Origin of the sequence: Wenzhouxiangella sp. AB-CW3, assembly GCF_014725735.1 — a bacterium.
Lineage (GTDB): Bacteria > Pseudomonadota > Gammaproteobacteria > Xanthomonadales > Wenzhouxiangellaceae > Wenzhouxiangella.
Genome location: NZ_CP061368.1, coordinates 2,530,132 through 2,551,428 on the forward strand (window position 1 = coordinate 2,530,132; position 21,297 = coordinate 2,551,428).

The 21,297-nt window shown below is 56.1% G+C and carries 7 protein-coding genes; 2 read left to right on the forward strand and 5 right to left on the reverse strand.

Features of this window, described 5'->3' with window-relative positions; genetic code table 11:
• Positions 1 to 260 precede the first annotated feature (260 nt).
• Together IC757_RS11070 and IC757_RS11075 are read left to right on the forward strand one after the other, a co-directional pair.
• Entirely contained in the window at positions 261 to 1,082 is an 822-nt protein-coding gene (locus IC757_RS11070) for a transposase (protein WP_190974371.1), read from the forward strand.
• Positions 1,083 to 1,316: 234 nt separating this feature from the next.
• Positions 1,317 to 1,457 carry a hypothetical protein gene (locus IC757_RS11075; RefSeq protein WP_190974372.1) on the forward strand — a complete coding sequence of 47 codons (141 nt, stop codon included), beginning with the start codon at positions 1,317 to 1,319 and terminating at the stop codon, positions 1,455 to 1,457.
• Between the two features lie 548 nt (positions 1,458 to 2,005).
• Here IC757_RS11075 and IC757_RS11080 read toward each other — a convergent pair.
• The 5 genes from IC757_RS11080 to IC757_RS11100 all read right to left on the reverse strand — a co-directional run bounded on the left by IC757_RS11080 (position 2,006) and on the right by IC757_RS11100 (position 21,293).
• Complete coding sequence (locus tag IC757_RS11080; protein WP_190974373.1) at positions 2,006 to 3,646, reverse strand: RHS repeat domain-containing protein; 1,641 nt, start codon at positions 3,644 to 3,646, stop codon at positions 2,006 to 2,008.
• 63 nt (positions 3,647 to 3,709) lie between these two features.
• Positions 3,710 to 4,231: a hypothetical protein gene (locus IC757_RS11085; RefSeq protein ID WP_190974374.1), complete on the reverse strand. Its 522-nt coding sequence runs from the start codon at positions 4,229 to 4,231 to the stop codon at positions 3,710 to 3,712.
• Complete coding sequence (locus tag IC757_RS11090; RefSeq protein ID WP_223846100.1) at positions 4,203 to 4,520, reverse strand: hypothetical protein; 318 nt, start codon at positions 4,518 to 4,520, stop codon at positions 4,203 to 4,205. The genes IC757_RS11085 and IC757_RS11090 overlap by 29 nt, the downstream gene beginning before the upstream one ends.
• A 70-nt stretch (positions 4,521 to 4,590) precedes the next feature.
• The gene (locus tag IC757_RS11095; RefSeq protein WP_190974376.1) at positions 4,591 to 8,514 is read right to left on the reverse strand and encodes an RHS repeat-associated core domain-containing protein; all 3,924 of its coding nucleotides are present in this window, start codon (positions 8,512 to 8,514) and stop codon (positions 4,591 to 4,593) included.
• 32 nt (positions 8,515 to 8,546) lie between these two features.
• Positions 8,547 to 21,293: a fibronectin type III domain-containing protein gene (locus IC757_RS11100; RefSeq protein WP_190974377.1), complete on the reverse strand. Its 12,747-nt coding sequence runs from the start codon at positions 21,291 to 21,293 to the stop codon at positions 8,547 to 8,549.
• Positions 21,294 to 21,297 lie beyond the last annotated feature (4 nt).

The window sequence follows — 21,297 nt, forward strand, 5'->3', positions numbered from 1 at the left end:
CAACACAGCACGACAATCTTAGGATTTCACCACGCTGGATCTCGCGCCATCATTGGCCCATGACGTATCCACGCAGCCAACTGGTCAGTGATGAAGAGCCTGGTTTCTACCATTGTGTAAGCCGGTGCGTGCGTCGTGCTTTTCTCTGCGGCGTGGACCAGCTAACCGGAAAGAACTTCGAGCATCGGCGTCAGTGGATCGAAGACCGGATATTTCAACTCGCAGAGAGCTTTGCTGTTTCTGTGTTCGCATACGCAGTAATGTCTAACCACGTCCATGCAGTACTGCGTAGCGATCCGGTCACGCCTTGGCAATGGACAGACAGGGAAGTTGCAGAGCGCTGGTTGGCGCTATTCCCCGGCTCGATCAGTGATCGCGACGATCCAGCCTACGTCGAGCGCGCCACCCTCGCTCTCCTCGGAAATGCCGAGCGCCTGGACGTCATTCGTCAGCGCCTCGGTTCAATCAGCTGGTTCATGCGGGCGCTCAACGAGCCAATTGCCCGAATGGCCAATCGGGAGGACGATTGTACGGGAAGATTCTGGGAAGGTCGGTTCAAATGTCAGGCGCTGCTGGACGAGCAGGCCGTTCTTTCCTGCATGGCCTACGTCGATCTCAATCCAGTGCGAGCCGGCATGTGCCAGACGCTTCGCGAATCCGAGCACACCTCGGTCCGGTACCGACTCGAATCAGCTCAATCGGCCAGTGCAAAGTCCTTGGGTAAAGGCTCGCAGGACAAAGCACTGAAACCTGTCGCCGGGCTCGACGCAGACAACCTCTCGGATCTGACAGAATCCAGTTACATCGACCTGGTCCGCTGGACCGGGCTCCAGGCCCATCCCGACAAGCGCGGCAAACTCTCCGCGACTGAAGAAATGCCGCCGGAAAGTCTCTGGAGCGTAGCCAAACATCCAGCCGAGTGGATGGAGCGCGTCCAGGGGACAGAGAGCAACTATTACCGCGCGATCGGTTCGGCCGAATCACTGATGTTGAAGGCTGTCGAACTGGGTCAGCGTTGGATGAAAGGTGTTTCCGGGGAATTCGCACTCCAGAAGCTGCGGGAACAGCCACTACCCTGGTAGCCTTCCTTGCCCTAACCCAGGCGTGACCCTCCAGGCTGCACCGGCGCCAGCCCGTGCCGGTCGTCGACCTCTCTTGCACGCCAGACTGCCCGAACCGCCCGATCTCGGCGATTCGGAGCAACTTTCGTGAGAATTCCGACACCCAACCACCCGCCATTGCGCTGACCCCGCCATTAGAATCCTGGGTGTCCTGGTTTTCCCTGGTTCGCAGTCTCACTGGAAGAACTGGTGGGAATGGAGAAGCAGCCGGCCAAGCGCGGCCCAGCCTCCATTCTTCAACGCCAGATCGAGCAGATCGGACTGATGCCCAGAGCCAAACAGAAGTTCATTACCGAGATGCTGGAGGCGCTGATCAGGCAGCAGAAGGCTTCATAGAGAAAATGCTAGGCCGGATGCTGCACATCAGCCTCGATGAGCTGGTGTTCGAGGAAGGAGAACGCGGCCCCGACTAAGACCTCAGACTTCAGTTCGAGGCCATCTCATGCACTCCAGCCGGCGGATCATCACAGCTTTGCTTATGGTTGTGCACGAAAGCACACTTCATTCCCAGGACCCCGTACACAATACCAAATTAGAAAACACGCGAAGGTAATGTTTAGCAAAAGAAGTAGCCAGAACCTCAAAGCGAAACCGTGAAACCCCCAACCAAGAATGAACAGCAACCCTAAAGCGAGGATAGCTGTCAGGGAAACAAGCAAGCTACTCCAAAGCTTCCGCCTACTCGCGAACAGCGCAACAAGTACGGTTGCTATTGAATTAATCCCCCCATAGAAGAAAAACATGATATCGCCAGAAGTCTCCGACCAACCAGATTCAGCAGTTGGAGTAGTGATGCCGAAATAGATCCAGAGCACATGAATGATGACAACTGAAGTCGCCACCACCCAAAGCAGGGCGATCGAAAGTCTCCAGAGAATCATATCTTACCTGCCATCATCGTTAGGATATGAAAAATAGTTACCGCCATAGCACCGCGGGTTCATTCCACACTCTTCAAAGCATTGGTCATGATACGAGTCAATACAACGTGTCAATGTGCATCCTTCTTCCATTGGGCAACTGCCAGGACCAGTCCTGCACTCAGGGTCGTTTCGTGCTTTCTGATCCTCGCGAACTAGGCAGCGACGAATACAGTTTCTGTCATTTGCTCTAACTCTGCTGCGGTTCAGGGCTAGATTGCACGCTCTAAGGAAGGGGGTAGCCCCTCTGGATCTAAAGCTACTTCGATTAAATCCAGTGCCCGTACAAGTGTCATATGCGAAACTGTGATACCTACATCCAACCTTCTCATGGACATCACTGTAATACTCACAGGCTGAAAAATCGTCTTCCTCATGATCAGTCCATGGATACCCAGGGTGCTCGAAGTCTGGGTGCCCTCTCTCTGGATTATATAGACCTAACGGGTCGGTGTAAAAGGTTGGGCTCATGTGCCCATACACAAAGACGTTAACCCCACCCCTTAACCCAATCGGATCACTCTGCACATACCTGCCTGTGCCAGGCTCATAATCCCTGAAGTAGTTGTAATACAACCCAGTCTCCCCACTCTCCAACTGCCCCGGAAACCTCCACCGATCCTCCATCCCCGACTGAGCCACCTCCCCAAACGCCCGCATCTCTCTGCTGTGAACGAGATTGCCGCTGCGGTCGATCAACTGCTGCGGAGTACCCAGATGGTCGGTCTGGTAGTAGTAATAGCTGCCTTCGGATCGCCTGAGGATGGGATCGGTGCTCCACAGACCATCCGGTGGGAATAGGTAGAAGTCGAGCGGGTTGCCGGTCTCGTCCAGTTCGGCCATCAGCCCCTGGTCGGAGTAGAAGTACCAGGTGGTTTCTGGGTTGGCTCCCGGTGGGTCGTAGACGGTCTTGCTGACTCGTCTGCCGAAGGGGTCGTAGGTGTATTCGGCCATCAGTTCGCCCTGCCCGTCTCTGACTGCCGAGAGGCGGGTTTCGGCGTTGTACTCGTGGCCGCGATAGAGCGTGCCGTCGGGATGGTATTCGGCGATCAGGCTGCCGTTTTCATCGTATGCGTAGGTGTATTCGACGCTGGAGAGCAGTTCGTTGTTGTCGTTGTATTGCCATTCCTGCTCACCGGTGCTTGCATCGGTGATTCTGTTGCCCAGCGGGTCGTAGGTCCACTCCTCGGCCGAGAAGGTCGGGTACTCGGCTTCAATCAGGCGGTCGATGGGGTCATAACCGTACTGGTAGGGGCCGTGTTCGGTCGCCTTTTCGGTGATGTTGCCGGTCTCATTCCAGGTGTAGGCGTAGTCCATCAGGGTCTGATCGGCGGCGTTGGTGACCCGGATGCCGGTGTGGCGTTGCAGGCCGTCGTAGCTGTCTTCCCTGACGGTGCCACCGGGAAACTCGATCCGGGTCGGCTGGTGCCACTGGTACTCGGAATAGGCGATCACGCCCTCTCCGGGAATGACCACCGACTGCAATCGGTCGACCTCATCCCAACTGAAGCTGTAGGTGGTGCCGTGCGGCGCGGTCAGGCTGGCCTGGCGGCCGTTGGCATGCCAGGTCTTCTCGTGGGTGCTGGAAAAGTCGGGGTAGTGCACGGTTTCCAGGTGCCTCGAGTGGTATGCGATTGCCCAACTTTCACAGCAGGGCAACGACTGTAACTATTCGATAGCCTCACATGGTACCTTTGTACTTTCTTTGTCATTTCCCTCATCCCGAAGCAAACTTCCAGACTCGATTGCGATTTCGCCGCTCTCCTCTGCCACAGTCGCTCTAATTTGCCGCATGCCTTCGTCAGACACCTCAACAAACAACACCAGCCATACCATCGATCTCGGGGAAAAACAAACGCTTGTATATCTGGGGTCGTATTCATCTAGATTATGACCTTCATTCAATGCAGCCTCAGAAACCCTATCAAAAACCTCTGCCGCCGAAAACGATGGTTTGCGGAAATCTGTAGACTCCTTGCTCCCCCCCACTTCACCACTCAAACCCACTGCACAAACTTCAGCAGAAAAACATACGGAAAGCAAAAAAACTGCGACAACCCCACCAAAGCGCAAAGTTTTCCAGTAAAAGGAGACTCTAGCGTAAAGACAATTCGACATCAGGCACCAGCCCATAAGTGCATCGCTATCCAGAGAATTAAGCCTAATGCCCGCGGATAATACGAGTTTCATGACTTTGATCATCAACTATGATTGTAAAATAGTCTGCCCATTTTGCAGCTTCGTTGTCAAAAGCAACACTCCACTCATTTCTGTATGGCCGAAGGCAAATCTGCTTGCTATACCCAGAAGTGTCTATGTTTAACGACTCAGCAAAATCTATAGCAACTTGATACACCTCACTCATGGTTGAATGAGCAGACTTAACGTTATCAGCCTGATGATCGTCAGCCTGGTCAGCATACACAAAGGCTGAAAGAGTAACGAATGGTACTATTATCGCTCTAATGAAAATCGCCATCTTACCCACGCACCATAAAATCTCAGTCGGACAGGCCATCCGTAGCGTAACAGGTTCCTCAAATCCTAACTTATTCAAGTCTGCACCCATACTTAGCCGCACGTCTGGCAATATTGGCCCTGATGCTCTCAACATCCAACAGACAGGAAACATCCCCTCTACATTTAATCTCTTCCCGCTGCAAACAATTTAACTCTTGCTGATGAGCGTCGCACTCAGAAGATGGGAGATCAAAACCTGGCTTGTAGTTTGGAATATCACCATCGGCTTTGCCTTTGCAGTCAGCATGGAAGTCGCGATGTCGTCTCTCATGGACTCGAGTACATTTTGTGTGCATTTCACAGCCCGTGCTGGACCTCATTTCTCCATCTCTACAAAGATTGGGGTTCATGCAGATCACTGGCTCCCCATCACAACACCTGGTCGCACCCGCTCCTGCTTGTCCAGAAGTAACATCTTTGCAGCAGCACTCCCGCCCTTCACAATCATCCTCGCAAGGGTCCAACCCCAATGTATCACGAAACAGAAGCGAATTCCCAAGAGCATAAGCATAGGTATTCACTCCCCCTCCAAGCCCAATCGGATCACTCTGCACATACCTGCCCAGGCCGGGAGCGTAGTCTCGGTGGTAGTTGTAATACAACCCCGTCTCCCCACTATGCAACTGCCCCGGAAACCGCAACCGATCCTCCATGCCACTCTCGGCCACCTCCCCAAACGCTCGCATCTCGCGTGAGTGCACCAGGTTGCCAGCTCTGTCAATCAACTGCTGCGGGGTACCCAGGTGATCGGTCTGATAGTAGAAGTAACTCGATTCCGAACGTCTGAAAATCGGATCGGTGCTCCACAGCCCATCCGGCGGGAACAGGTAGAAGTCCAGTTGATTGCCGTTTTCATCCAGTTCGGCCATCAACCCCTGATCCGAGTAGACATACCAGGTGGTCTCGGGATTTTGACCCGGCGGGTCGTAGACGGTCTTGCTGACTCGCCTTCCGAACGGGTCGTAGGCATACTCGGCGATCAACTCGCCCTGCCCGTCTCTGACAGCCGAGAGGCGAGTCTCTGCGTTGTATTCGTGGCTGCGATAGAGCGTGCCGTCAGGGTGGTATTCGGCGATCAGGCTACCGTTGTCGTCGTACTCGAAGCTGTGCTCAATGCTGTCGAGCAGTTCGTTGTTGTCGTTGTATTCCCATTCCTGCTCGCCGGTGCGGGCATCGGTGATGCGATTGCCCAGGGGGTCGTAGGTCCACTGCTCGGGGTCGAAGGTCGGATACTCGGCCTCGACCAGTCGGTCAATGGCGTCGTAGTCGTACCGATAGGGGCCGTGTTCGGTCGCCTTTTCGGTGATATTGCCGGTCTCGTCCCAGGTGTAGGCGTAGTCCATCAGGGTCTGTTCGGACTCGTTGGTGACCCGGATGCCGGTGTGGCGCTGCAGGCCGTCGAAGGTGTTTTCCCGGACGGTGCCGCCGGGAAACTCGATCCGGGTCGGCTGGTGCCACTGGTACTCGGAATAGGCGATCACGCCCTCTCCGGGAATGACCACCGACTGCAATCGGTCGGCTTCATCCCAACTGAAGTTGTAGGTGGTGCCGTGGGGCGCGGTCAGGCTGGCCTGGCGGCCGTTGGCATGCCAGGTTTTCTCATGCGTTTTGGAGAAATCGGGGTAGTTCACCGTCTCTGCCGACTTTCGGCCCAGGGCGTCGTAGCTGTATTCACCACTCATCACCCCGTCATCGTAGCCGATCAGGCGGCCTTTTTCATCGTGGTCGAAGGTAACGATGCGCTCGGGGGTATCGAGATCGTCGTGGTGAAAGTGCCGCACTTCGATCCGGCGCCCGGCACCATCGTATTCATACTCCGCGCGGTTGCCCATGGGGTCAGTGCGCTCGGTGAGCTGGCCGGCCGCATCGTAGCCATACTGAATGGTCTGTCCCATCGGCCGCGCCTCGGTTCGCATCCGGTCAGCGCGGTCGAAGCTGAACGTGTGGGTGCTGCCGTTGGCGTCGGTGAGCCCGACCAGGTTGTCACGGTTGTCGTAGTGATACTCGGTGGTCTGATCCAGCGCGTCGGTCACCGAGACCATGCGACCCAGCTCATCAAAAGAGTATTCAGTCTCGCGCCCGGCCGGATCAACCGTTCGCTTCTGGTGTCCGCGCTCGTCATGGAAGGTTCGGCTGGTCTGCTCCTTCCAGCCCGTCTCGCCCAGCCAGCGGTCGGTCTGGGCAATAACTCGGCCCCGGCGGTCGTATTCCAGATGCCGTTCGAACGTGGGGTACTCGATCTTGATCGGCTGGTGGCGATCGCCATGATGCTGGCCACCCTCTTCCGGATAGTGGAAAATCGTCTGATTCCCGTCACCGTCGGTGATGCTGACCAATCGCCGATCGTTATCATAGTCGTATTCCGTGATTTTGCCTGCCGGATCGGTCTCCTTGATGCGGTTGCCAGCCTCGTCATAATCGTAGATGTGCTCCCCACCTTCGGCATCGATGACCTTGACCAAGCGATCGGCATCGTCATAGACCATCTCGGTTTCAGCTTCATCGGGGTGAACAACTTTCTCCTGGTTGCCAACCTCGTCATACTCGAAGACTGTTGTCTCCTGCTCAGGGTTGGTCTGGCTGGTCAGCAGCCCTCCATCATCGTAGGTATATGTCCATGTTTCTTCCAGGGCATTGGTCCGGGTGAGTACATTCCCCATCACATCGTGGGTAAAAGTAGTCTCTGCGCCTTCGGGATTGACCAGTTTTCTAAGGTTGCCGAAGTCGTCATACTTCAGCAGGGTCACGGCCTTCTCGGTCACTTCATCGCCCAGTCGTCGGATCACTTCCGGACGGCCAAACTCATCGTAATCCGTTTCTGTGATGCGCTCGAGTGGAGTACCCTTGGCTTCGATGGTTCGGGTGCGATTTCCTCTCTCATCATAATGGTGCCTGGTGATGACGCCGGATTCGTCAATTTCACGAATCGGCCGTGAAAAGCCATGCTCGTACTCGACAACGGTCTGACTGCCATCGGGCCAGGTGATGCCCGTTCGATTCCTGAATTCGTCGTAATGATGAATGGTGCGGTGCCCGTTGAAATCAATATGGATACGCCGACGTCCATCCTTCTCTACACGTTTCACGGTATCGCCATTGACATCTCTCCTCAACAGTTCACCCCGACGGTCATACCATGCCTCAGTCACATGATTGCCCGGTCGAGTGGTGCGCAGGTAGAACTGTCTTTGTGCATTGAGATAATCGAAACGGTACTCCGTTACCCCTCTTCCTGGCCGTTCAATCTGGTGGACACGGCTATCGGCTGTGTAGCGTATGGTGGTTTCTCGATCCAGGGGGTCGGTGATTGTACTCAGTTGATCATTCGTATATTCGAAAGCCCAGATAGCACCTCTGACATCGGTAACTCCGGATAGACGACCACCCGCATAGTGGTAGGCAACACGACGCCCCACACGATCTTCGACAGCCACCAGATCACCTGCCTCGTAATCGAGAGAGTAGATTAGCTCGTCGTTATGATCGAAAACATCGGAGATCCGACCCTGATCATCACGTTCGAAGCGGACCGTGATCTGGTTTCTGCCGCCGAACTCGAGAATCCGACCGTCGGAATCGTAGTCGATCCACTCACCATCGCGGTTGTACCAGCGAAATCCATCGTCAGTCTTCCGGATTCTGAGACGCTTCCCGAACCGGAAGCGTGTTGCAGCGGAGTTGGTGGGCTCATAGGCGTTGTTGTTGCGCAGAATGCGTCGAATCGAGCCATCTGCAGCATCATACTCAATGCTGAGATCGGCCCAACGACGATTGAACTGCCAACGTCCATCCCGCCATTCGCGTTGCCAGGGCACCTTCCCGGAAGGCGTCTGAACCACAAGGTCAGTATCGGTCTGAACAAAACGCCCCGAGGTCGGCTCAATCGAAGCGACGGCTGTCCCTGCAAGTACTGCAAAGGTCAGCAGAAGCATGAGCTTGTTGACTAGTTTCATGATTTCCTCTTCCTTGATCGGACTCATTGTCCTCAGCCGCCGCCATCCGCGTCGCAGCACTCCTCGCCCTCACAATCAGGCGCACAGGTTGTGCCAGGCATCGATGATGAGCCGCCACCACCGCCCCAGCCACCGCCGCCCCCAAAGCCGCCGCCACCACCGCCGCCGCCACCGGCGCCACCACCGCCGCCACCTCCGCAGTTTCTCCCATAGAGTCTCGACAGGAAATGACGTGCCAGACTGCTCTCCCGCGTTCCGTCCGCGCATTGATACCCATAGGGGCAGCGCACACGCCGCCGGTATGAACCACAGCCGCCGGTGCCCCCGTCGGTAGGCGGGAAGTCCTGTAGGGCAATGAGCCGGTATGGGACTACGACGCCCTGCTGAGCCTCAATCACACTCGGAATATCGGAAACCAACTCAAAACGGAAGAACTGATCTTCTTCCGGCATTTCTACAGAGATATCCTCTGCGCGAATGTATCCATGATTCTTCAACTCGAACTGGGTGACAAAAACATCACCGGCTCTCATGTCGGGAATGGTCTGGCCCAAGGGCTCCGGCACCAGGACCGCGGCTGGCACATTGGCTTCGAAGACAGCTTGAAGATCGATCTCGTACTCATCTTCGATAGACGTCTCTGTAACCGACCACTCAACCGTGACCAGGTTGTAGGAGAGGAATATCGACTCGGACGCTACTGTCCCCGGCTGAATGGTCACCCGGCCATTGGCTGACTCGTGATTGGGCGCCGAGACTCTGAAGCGGTAACGCCCCGCCGGGATGTCCTCCAGCAAGATTTCCCCATGCTCGTCAGTTTCTCCCTCGTAGGAGTTAGTGAGAATCGTCTCGTCCTGTAGTCGAACACGGGCTCCCTCGAGCCCCTCAATCAATTGGCCCTGTTCGTCGAATGTTGCCGTGTAGATATTTCTTACATGAATCAGCGCCTCGCCCTGGCCGGACTGAGTAATGTTGACATTCAGGAGAACGTGATTGGTCGAGTGATTGGAGGAACTGACCACCAATCGATAAGTTTCAGACAGCGTTTCGATATCTGCCGGGGCATCAACTGTGACCGGCACATCCAGATTCGTGCCTGCCTCTATCTCTCTTGGGTCAGAACTCAGGCCCAGACTGATCCAGTCCGGCGCAGCGTCACCGGAAGCATCGGTCAACTTGAGCTCCACATCCCTGGCGGTATCAAACCCGACGTTGGCGATGCGAACACTTCGGGTTCGACTGTCAGCCTGCGTCAGGCCAAACTCAAGACTGGAAGCATCCGGCGTCAGAATCGGATCGGCCGAGAGGAACTCGAAGTTCACCGGGACCATCGCGACAGCCTGCGTTTCGGCATGATCAGAAACCAGGCGAAGGTAGAACACTCCCGTTTCAGGCGTATCCGGACCAGCCTCTACAGTGACCGGCAGAACATCCGAATCGCCACTACCCAGCTCCCCGATTTCGGAATCGACATCCACACTAAGCCCCGGAATAGCATTGCCATCGGGCTGGTCTTCGGGTTGATACTCGAAACGAACCCCGGAGGCTTGTGTCCCGGTGCCAGCGCGAATTTCGAAATCAATGGTCCAGGGCACTTCGTATGGATGGCGCAGATTGACCGAGCTCGGTCGCGGCTGCAGCCTTTCAATGGCAAACTGCCCATGTACCGGACGATCCAGAATATCGGGATGGACCACGGCAACATCGTAGATACCCGATTCCCCAGGCAGTGGTTCAAACCAGTAATCGAACGAACCGCCCGATTCGGTCTGAACCGGTATCTCACGCTCGAATCCTCCCGACGATACCACCACATTGAGATCGACATCCTCCATGGGTGAACCACTCGTTCGCTCCAGTGCCCGCCCTCGAATGAGAACGGGCTCATCGCCGTAGGAGCTTTCCGGTGCAATCAATTCAAGTTCACCGTGATAGCTGGTTTCCACCAGGGAGGTGATGCGACGGCTTCTGAGCCCATCGAAGGACAAAGCATACTCTGGCTGGTCCCAGGCATAATGCAGATGATCGACTTCCAGCTCGACCGTCAATTGATCCGGGGCATTGCCCGGCACAATGACGGTTTGCCACTGCGACGTCCACTGCCCTCCGGGTGGAATACGGGCAATCGTGTCACCATTGGTGAGCGTGATGACGTCTTCACCCAGATACTGCTGGAAGTCACTGACCGCCAGCACATTGTCCTGCGAATCCATCAGCTTCAGGCGGATCTCCGATGATGGGGCGTTTCCGTGATTTTTGGCTGTGACCAAGTCAATCGGCTCATCTCCGGGATTCTCAAACCGAGCACGTACACGACCCTCGCCGCCGCGAGTAAACGGCTCGGTGACCAATGAAACAATCACACCGCCATCGGTTGCCGGCAAGTCAACAGGCCACCCCTGACGCGACAGCTCACCCGGTGAAGGCTCGTAATCAACATACGCCTCGGCACTGACCACGTCTCCCAGTTCAGAATACCCCGGCACGGCGACTGTCACGATGGCGCCTTCGTCGGCCTCAAGTGCAAAGGGAGGAGATACATGCTCATAGCCGGCGAAGTGCAGACGGACTGTCAGGCTCTGCAGGTCGTAGGGGGAGTCGTTGTGCACCTCAAACGGCACAGCGTTGATCAATCCGCTACGCAGGCGAGCATTGGGTCCGACTGCCAAGGAGATTTCAGGTAGCGACAACTTTCGACCAAGCCCCTGCTGCTGGTTTGCATCGATCGGAACCACCTCATAGTCACGCGTACCGCCCGTGAAGCCGCCATCAACATACTCCATGTCTTCCAGCAGCTCCGAGTTCAAGACGAATGCGCTACCCCCTTCGTGCGCATAGACATCAAACCCGGCGACCTGGCCATCGTGGGACCAGGAGATGGTCGGAGGTTCGTTGTCAAAGCGCTTGATCGAAAGGGTGGAAATCGGCAACAAGTCAAAGTTCAGGTACTCGGACTGTGAAGGCTGCGATTCGTTACCGGCCTGATCAAGCGCGGTGACCGCATAGGTGTGCTCACCCACAACCGGACTATCATCCAGGGCATACTCGTATGGTGTGCCGGAAACGACGGGCTCCAGCGCGTCGACACTCGTGATCTCCAGTTCCGGAGACCGGTACAGGTTATACACCAGCTCCTCATCGCCTGGCGGAACGCCATCCGGCGCCTGCCACTGGGCGACGATACCGGATGAGGTCAATTGCAACTCGAGCTCGCCGGGCGGATCAGGCGGTACGGAGTCGCTGGAAACCTCTCTGATCGGACCCGGTCCACTAATCGCTTCCTGGCCATTGGCGTGTCGGACGCTGACCACCGTGTACTCATAAACGGCATCGGCCGGGGTCTGATCGACATACTCCAGATCGGATACCCGGGCAGCAGTGTGGAAGTCCTGATCGCCGGGATCACGACGCAGGACCTCGTAGGCTGCGGCATCCTCGACCTCACTCCACTCCAATCCGACCTCGCCGTCCGGCATGGGCCAGGCGTCGACCATCGACGGGGGGTCGAGTGGTGGCAGTTCACCCTGGTATACCTGGAACTGGTGTACAGAATGCATCGCTTCACCGACATTGCCCAGATCGTCCTCCGCGGACCAGCGGAAACTGAGCGTCTCGGCCCCTGACTGACCCGCACTGGAAGGCAGGCTGAACTCTGCCGACCATTGCTCATCGGTATCCGGGGCAAGTGACGGAATGGCATGCCAGACTTCCGGCTCTCCGCTGAGGTTGTACTCCAGGACCGGGGCATCGGGTCCGGAGACCGGCTCGGTCAAGGTGAGATCAACGAGCACGGTCACGCCATTCGTGTTGTCGATTGGACCCGACGGCTCAATCTCGAGCAGCTCGACCTCGGGCCCATCAGTATCAATAGTTATTGTCTCTCCCTCCTCGACCAGCGTTCCACGATTGCCGGCCAGGTCGCGTGCCGAAAACACGGCCCACGCTGTAGCCGACACGGTCTGGGGAGTAATCTCGAAGCTGCCCTGGTATAGGAGCTCATCAACCTCGAAGAGGCTGACCGACATGGGCGCACCACCTTCAGGAGTGATGCTGAGGAATGGTAGTGCCAACAGCGGCTCGGATACATGCACCTGAACTGACACGTATCCGGGGCCATAGCGTTCGCCGTCGGGATCGAACGCTTCGTCTGATTGATACTCGATCAGTGTGGCACGGGGTGGTACTCGATCTGAAACCGCACTCGCCAAACTGGAGGCGGCACTGAAGTTGCCTACGGCATTCTCTGCAACAACCCGATAGTAATAGCGCTGATCAAGCGGTGTCGGATCATCGAACCGAGTATCGTCGATCGGATCGACATTGACACGTTCGGCCTGGCTTGTGCCCACAAATTCCTGGGTTGACCGATAAACGTGGTAGCGCACACCGCTTCCCTCCACCGGCCACCAGCTGACGCGAACGATACCATCTTCGCGCGCTGCGGCCGCAACCCCGGTTGGAGCTTCCGGAATATCGGTATCGAGAACGACACTGACTGCTCCGCTTTCAGGCCCTTCCAATCCACGATTATTGCGGGCCACAGCAACCAACTCATTGTCGCCCTCGGTCAGAACAACCGTCTCGTTAAAGTGACCTGAGCCATCCAGCGACACCCAGTCGCTGGCAGACTCACCGTTGATGAAGATCCGAACCTCTTCAGCCCTGTTGACATGGCCACTGACAAGGACTTCAGCAATGTTGGTCACATATCCATCCTCCGGATCGGAAATGGAGGGCGCTGGTGGGGCTGCCAGTTCAATCTCAACAGGAATACTGATCGACGTTGCATTGCCAACGGTATCAAATGCGGTGATATGCAGGGCATTGGGACCATCGGACTCGTCTTCGAGGGGCCACCATGCGCTGAATTCACTACCGCCGCTCGAGTCAACATGCTCAAGTGGACCATCGCTTGAAAACTCGACGTGTGACACTCCTGTTTCATCTGTAGCATTGACAGTGACAGGACCTGAAATGGTCAGGACCGACTGTTCGTCGATCGGTGTTCCGCGATAGCGGATATTTGACAGCTCCGGGCCATCCGTATCCTCTCTGGGTTGCGCACTGATGGAGCTGACATCTGGATCTACGCCCCCATTCAGGTTGACGGCAGTAACAGCAAAGTAGTAGACCTGGTCATTAATCAGGTCAGTGACTTGCGCATGATTCTGGCCATTGAACCGCAACTGATCCGGTTCCATGTCGGAAACATCCGCAATAGGCTCATCGGAAACATATACTGCATAGTGGTCAACCAGGCTTTCCTGGGAGACCGGGTCCCATTGGAGGACTACCTGGCTATGCTGCGCACTGGCGCTAAGCCCCGATGGATTCTCCAGCCATGTCACCCCCGTAATGCTGCGTCCATCACTCTCATTGCCCACAACATCGTATGCTGTCAGTCTGATCTCATAGCCGGTCGCCGGTGCCAGATCCTCCAACCACCAGGATTCAGCATCCGCGGCGAGTTCAACCGGGTCGCCTTCATCCACGTAGAGGCGATAGCCAGCCAGGTCACCCTGGCTGTCGGGTGATCCAACCCAGGTGATATGAAGCGAATCAGGAAAGGATTCAGCGGCCAGATGAAGCACTTCCTCGGGGGGCTGGAGATTGCTTGGCTCCACCGTTTCAGTCACTACAGTGGGGCGCTCACCTCCCGACACATTGTAGGCCGTCACACCGACATAGTAGAGCTGGTCATTCTCAAGACCACCAAAGCTTGCAGACGTCTGGTTGCCCGATACCGTAGCAGTTGGCGCCATACCATCGACCGAGCTGAAATCCACTTCGCTGACATATACGCGATACTGCTGAACAAGATTCTGCGGCTCGGAATGCTCCCAGGACACCGTGCCTCCCTGGTGTCCATCTTCGGTGGACAAGCCAGTTGGGTTATCCAGCCAGGTCGCTGCAAGAAGTTCCGCTCCTTCACTTTCATTGCCGATATCGTCGATGGCAGTCAAGCGCAACTGATACCCGGAAGCCGGCGCAAGGTCGGCCAGTGTGTATGCTTCCTTATCTGGGGGAAAGTCTTCTGGCAGTGGCGTGTCATTTACATAAAGTCGGTATGACACCAGGTCTCCCTCAGAGTCAGCAGACGCCGTCCACGCAAGCTCCAGCAGGTTCTCTTCGGATGCCTGGACATGAAATCCAGTCACATCCTCCGGTGGCAAATTGTCCTCCGGGGTTATCGACACAGAGACAACGTCGGGCTCAAAACTCCCGGACCGATCCGTCGCTACCACGGCGAAGTGATAGGTATCGAATGGAGTCACATCCTGCACGGTGAAGGTCTTGTGTCCCGCATCGGTTGTAGCGATGGCGCTGGCATCAGCAATATGGGTGAAACTTGTGTCTGACTGGTAAACCGTGTAGAAGTCGATATCGCCACCATTGATGATTTCGTTATAGTCAGTCCAGCTCAGGTCGATACTGCGCCCACCTTCACTTTGCGTGGCAATAACGGGCACAGGCCCTGGCGGCGTGTTGTCATAGTTCACCGTTGCACTGACCGAGGAACTGGCATTGCCCGCACAGTCCTGAGCACGGAAATCGAAATGATTATCACCAGGCAGGAGATCGACCGTATATTCCCAGGTGGTTTCATCATCGACAGGAACGGCTGGCCTGTCATTTATCCAGACCCCGGCCCCCTCAGGCTTAGTGCCGGTGAATGTCAGAATCACTATGGACGTCTGTTCGGAGTAGGCATCGAGCTGTGGTGCTTCTGGAGCCACCGTATCCACCTTAAATGCTCCCAGAAAGACATCCGATTCCTGGCCCGCATGGTCAAACAACTGGCCTGTGACTTGATAGCTGCCATCCAGAAACGGCTGATCCGGGGTGAACACATGTACGTCATTGAAATCTGCCCAGTGCCCGGAAACAGGCTCTTCATCCAGTTCCACTTCTCGAGCGCTAGCGCCTACGTCGAGGCCGGCATCAGGCTCATAGACATACAGCATGATATCTTCTGGAGGCTCGGACAAACAGCTACCCGAAGTCGGGTTCATCCCGATAATTGCGGGCTTTTCGGATGGGTGATAGAAATGCAGCACCGCAGCTTCTGAGACATTACCCGCCTGATCACGTGATGTAATACTCCAGGTTGATGCACCAGGCGGCAAAGACAGTACCTGCATCCAGTCTCCACTGCCAGAGCGGAAGGCAAGAGAGTCATTGATCCACAGATCCGTATCTTCCTCCCTGGTGCCAAAGATGAGCACTTTTTCGTCATACGCTACAGTTACTGACGGCGACAGGTCGTGCGACAGAATATCGGGCGTATCGGGCGGAGTACGATCAAGAAGGATTTCACCATGAAAAGCGCTGCCTGGCTCGCCGCCATCACCCTCTCCATGCTGATCGAACCAAAGGCCATGGGTCGACTGAATGTCAGCGCTTACTTCGACCTGGTACTGGCCGGCTTCTTCAATTGCCTCATAAAGCACGACTCTCCAGCGTCCTGGACCGACCTTTGCGACATGCTGCACTTCGTGCGAACCAGTCGGCCCTTCGATATGCAGTTTGGCTGGAGCCAACCCCCCTTCGTCCATGGACTGTGTGAAGCCGATCTCGAAGTCCATCAAAGGGCCCTGTACCGGCCTGCCCGGCTTCAACGAGGTGACTCTTGGCGGCTCTATAGTTTGTGACAGATGAATCGTGCCATCCCCTCCGGCGTCACCACTCCCCACTGTTCCCCCATCCACTGATACACCGGCGAGCGTTGATTCACTCGCTGCACCATAGTAAATGGCCACCCGGCCACCGCCCCCACCCGCACTATGCAATTCGGCACTGCCCCCGTCGGCGGAAATCGCCCCGGGGCCATGCAAAAGGCCTGCTTCAATCCAGATCGAGCCACCACTACCGGCACCACTGTATGAACCAGTAGCCTCACCCCCTGCACGAATGTCCCCTTTCACCTCCAACTCATCTGTAACCAGTCGAAGCGCTCCGCCACCTTTTCCGGAATTTCCGCCGGTGCCCAGCTCCACCGGTGACTCGGGGTCTCCATAGATCGGGTTGGTGACGGCACTGGCGAATTCTCCGCCCTCACCCCCATGGCTACCCCCGTGACGGCCCGAGGTATCGTCGGCCTGTCCACGGCCCAGTCCTGTTACATCAACGGCACCGCCCTGGTCGATGAGAATGTATTCTGCATACATCTCGACCCCGTCCTCGTTTCCACTGCGATGGCCAACAAGGCCTCCTTCACCAACGCGCACTTCTCTCCATTGCTGCTGCCCCCAGGGATAGAATGTACCTTTATCGATCTCCAGCACATCGCCGGGCCCAACAATCTCCGCCCTTTGATCCCACACACCGTCAGCTAGTGTCAGGGACGACAGTGACACCAGTTCGGACTGAACCACATCAGCCGATTCAACCAACACACTGCCAAGAACAACCGGCTCGGAAATATCGACACTGGCGTTCCTCAGCAAAAGCAACTCGGGAATGTCTTCCCTGATGTCGGCGGAAGCTGCAGCAATGCCGATCGATTCATTATCTATGATGACTCGCTCACGGGAATCGGACCGATCTTTCAGGAAAATCGTACCAGCACCCCCGGCCTGATCATTCAGATGTGTTGGGCCACCGCCATGGGCAGACACCTGTGAAAAGAGATCGAACTGGCTGGCATCATCAAAGTAAATGGCAATTCTTCCACCACCACCACCACGGAATCGGTCGTTTCCGATTCGCCAGCCTCCCCGAGAATTAATCGATCCCATGCCGGAGAGAGTCCCTGCCTCTATCCAGATTGAACCACCACTTGGGAACCCACCACTAACAGAATCCTGTTCACCATCGGCACGAATCTCACCATCCAGCAGAATGGAATCGGACTCCAGGTAGATGGCTCCCCCGCCTCTACCGCCTCGCGCACCGACGCCAAGGTCAATCGGCTCCCGCAGACTCCCGAAGGGCATGTTCGGCAGATCACCGAAACGCCATCCACCCCAGCCGCCGTAACTGGCCCCTGCAACATTGCTTAGCTCAGAAGGTTGGGAGAGCCCACGGGCAGAAACGTCAATGGCCGAGCCGGAGTCGACCAGAAGGTGATCCAACGACAACTCCAGTCGCCAGTCTTCATCCTCACTATCCGGGATGTCCAGACTGACCAAACCACCATTGACAACCTCAAGCTCACCCCAGGACTGAGGGGCATTGACCATGAGCGTTGCACCATCCACAAACACCCGATCCCAATTGCTCGCCACACTGTGCAGGTGCAGATGTGCCTGGTTCTCAACTCTGTACTCTTCAGAACCGCCAACGTTCAGCTCGCCGAAAGCATGCCAGCGTCCTCCTTCGACCTGAAGGGATGAGACTTCAATATCATCCAGGTTACGCACCAGACTATGACGAACAGTCGCCTCACCCAGTGAAAGAGTTCCGGAGAACTCTACATGAGCATTCGCCACCTCCAGCTCATCAGGCAAAGACTCATCCAGAACAGTACGGCCCGCATCAGATCCGGCGGGAGAGTTATCAATCCGGACCAGTCCGACTGACTCGGCGCTGTCCTTCAGGTAGACTGTACCAGCGCCACCCGACTCTTCCTGTGCTCGTGCCGGCCCTCCACCTGGAGCAGCGACCTGAGAGAGCAGGTCAAACTCAGTCGCATCATTGAAGTAGATCGCGACTCTCCCACCGCTTCCGCCATAGAAGGCATTGCTGTTTGTACGTCTGCCTCCGCGTGCGGAAATTGAGCCCGCGCCGGCAATGGTATCCGTCTCGATCCAGACTGATCCGCCGCTGGGGTAGCCCCCGGACTCGGTGCCTCGCTCCCCATCGACCCGGATCTCGCCGTCAAGATCAATCTGTTCAGCCAGCAGATAGATGGAGCCACCACCACGCCCCCCAAGAGCGCCGACTCCGACATTTGCCGGTTCAAAGATGCTTCCGAACGGCGGATTGGTCGTGTGGCCGGAACGCAGGCCACCCCAGCCACCGTAGCTCCCGCCGGCATTGTCGGTCGTGATTGATGCCTGGCCACGCCCTTTCCCGGTCAGATCAATGGCTGATTGAGCATCCACCACCAGGGTCTGTAGCTGCAACTCAAGCGCCCACTCCCCGGACTCATCATCGGGGACATCCCGCGTGATCAGCCCGCCATTCGTAACCTCCAGCGTAGACCACTGCTGCGGATAGTTGATGACCATGACGCCGTCATCAACTGTGACATGCGTCAATTCTTCAGCAGGATGATTGATTCGCACCGTATTGCCATCGGTCACAAGATAGCTGTCGTCAATACCAACAATGGCATACGGACCATCATGGGTCACTTCAACGCCATTGAGAGCGTAGAAGTCCGTAACCGTCAAGGAGCCGCTGTGATACCAACTGCCACCATCGTGTTCCAAGTGTGCAACTGAAAGATTTCCGCTGTGGGACCAGCTGGTATCAACCAATTCCAACGAATCGATCGAGATATCGCCGGTGTGACGAATTGCGCTATTTTGAGTGCCAATGTGGCTGAAGCTCAGATCCCCAATCAGGTCGACCTCAGCATTGAAGATCTCGATCACCCCGGAAAAAGAACTCCCCAGCTCGGTGACACCGGCGGCCGATTCGATGGGTCGATTGTCAATCCTGAGCACACCGTACTCTTCTTCCACACCCTTCAGATAGATTGTCCCGGCAGCCCCGCTGGGGTCATCCTCATCCTGGGTCTTTCCCCCCCGGGCCGAGACCTGGGAACCCAGATCAAACCCGCTGGCATCTTCATAATAGATTGCAATCCGGCCACCACTCCCGCCAAGGAACCAGCTACCGCTCTGCCTTGCTCCGCCCCGGGCCGAAATGTCACCAGCACCCGAAAGCACACCGGTTTCAATCCAGACTGAGCCCCCACTTGGATGGCCTCCCCAGTTTGTAGTCTGTTCTCCGTCCGCACGAACACTTCCATCGAGATGAATTGTGTCGGCCACAAGATGCAACGCTCCTCCACCGCGCCCTGCCCGGGCGCCGACGCCAAGATCGACGGGTTCAGTAAAACTGCCGAAAGGGGGATTCGTCTCATGGCCAGGCCGTACTCCTCCCCAGCCGCCATAGCTGCCACCTGCCTGACTCGTAACATCAGGATGCTGCTCCCTGCCACGCGCAGTGACATCAATTGACGAATCCCCATCGATGACCAAGCTGCCCAACATGAGCTGCAGTGACCAGTCGGTCGACTCATCATCCGGAACATCCTGAGTCACCAACCCCTCATTTATAACTTCAAGACTGGGCCATTCCTGTGACTGATTGACGACCAGAGTACCCCCATCCACTACCGGGTTCTGCCAAGCTTCCTGATGATTGATACGGACGGTGATGCCCGACGGCACTATGTAATCAGTATCCAGACCAACAATGCTGTATGGACCATCGTGAGTCATGTCGAACGACGCGATATCGTAAACGTCTGTAATCTGCAGAAATCCGCTATGTATCCAATTACTATTCTGCGCAACAAACTCCGCAACACTCAGGTCGCCAGATTGTCTCCATTCACTGTAGGAGAAACTCAGGGAGTCCAGCGTCACAGCTTCTGTGCTGGTGATGACGGAGTTGGCTACAACCAGATCACCGATATAGAAGGTGCCATCCAGCTCGACCTTGGATTCAAACACATACAGCGAATCTTCCAGGTCCACATTACCTGTCCACTGCAGCCATGAACCCGAGACTGGCGCTGCCAACACGTGATCGCCATGCAGTCGGACCGGTGCGTTAACTATCTCCAATGGTTCAGGTAGGTCATCTTCAATTTCGGCGAACCGGGCATCAGCTCCCGTTTCACCATTGTCAATTCGTACCAAACCCAAAGGATCGGAATTCTGCCTGATATAAATAGTGCCAGGACCACCTTGACCCGGGTTGCCAGAAGGGCCGCCATCGGCCCGAATCACTGCGGGCTCGTCCTGTCCGATCTTCGAGACCATCTCGATCGGATGAGACACATCCTCGAACATTGGTTCACAGCCATCAAACGTGATCTCCAAATCTGGCTCAGATAAAGCACCCCCACCATTGCCGCTACTGCAACCACCGTGGGCCTTGACCTGCTCAGCCAGTTCAAAACCATTCACGACGTCGAAGTAGAGTGCGATACGCCCCCCACCGCCGGCCGCCCCCCAACGATAGACATGCCCCCCACCAATGGCCGAAATCAGACCACCCCCACTCAACTGACCGGCATCAATCCAGACAGAACCACCACTCCCGGGACCCTGGCCATTTGAACCCGGTGCCCCACCAGCCAGGATATCGCCATCGACGATCAGTTCATCGACAGTCAGCCGTATAGCTCCTCCGCCACGTGTTGTAGACCCGCCGACACCGAGGTCTGTTGGTTGCCGGAGGCTTCCGAAGGTCGGATTGGTTGTTGCATCCTCATCATAGATCGAACCCTTTCCCCCATAACTTCCCCCCGCTCTGCCCGAGTAGCCATCAAGCCTGGCGCGACCTTTGCCAACCAGATCAATTCTGCTGTTCGCTTCTATCGTGAATGTATCAATAATCAGGTGGGGTGGATGCTCGGTTTCCAGAGTGTGGGTCAGTACGGCGCCACCTGTCAGCTGTAGACTGGATAGCTCGTGGGTTCCGTCAATGGTGAGCACTGCACCGTCAACGACAACGGACATGCCGTGTAAAGAGTCATCTTCGGACCCGATATCTGTATCTTCATCGATCACAATCGCATCATCAGCCCAGGCAATGGAGCCGATAAAACAGACCAAGAAGAGAAAACTGCGTATAGAGTGCTTGCTGAAATTCATGTCC

Coding starts and splice junctions, on each gene's coding strand:
- IC757_RS11070 (WP_190974371.1), top strand. CDS start 261: ATGTCTAACCACGTCCATGCAGTACTGCGTAGCGATCCGGTCACGCCT.
- IC757_RS11075 (WP_190974372.1), top strand. CDS start 1,317: ATGGAGAAGCAGCCGGCCAAGCGCGGCCCAGCCTCCATTCTTCAACGC.
- IC757_RS11085 (WP_190974374.1), bottom strand. CDS start 4,231: ATGAAACTCGTATTATCCGCGGGCATTAGGCTTAATTCTCTGGATAGC.
- IC757_RS11090 (WP_223846100.1), bottom strand. CDS start 4,520: ATGGCGATTTTCATTAGAGCGATAATAGTACCATTCGTTACTCTTTCA.
- IC757_RS11095 (WP_190974376.1), bottom strand. CDS start 8,514: ATGAAACTAGTCAACAAGCTCATGCTTCTGCTGACCTTTGCAGTACTT.
- IC757_RS11100 (WP_190974377.1), bottom strand. CDS start 21,293: ATGAATTTCAGCAAGCACTCTATACGCAGTTTTCTCTTCTTGGTCTGT.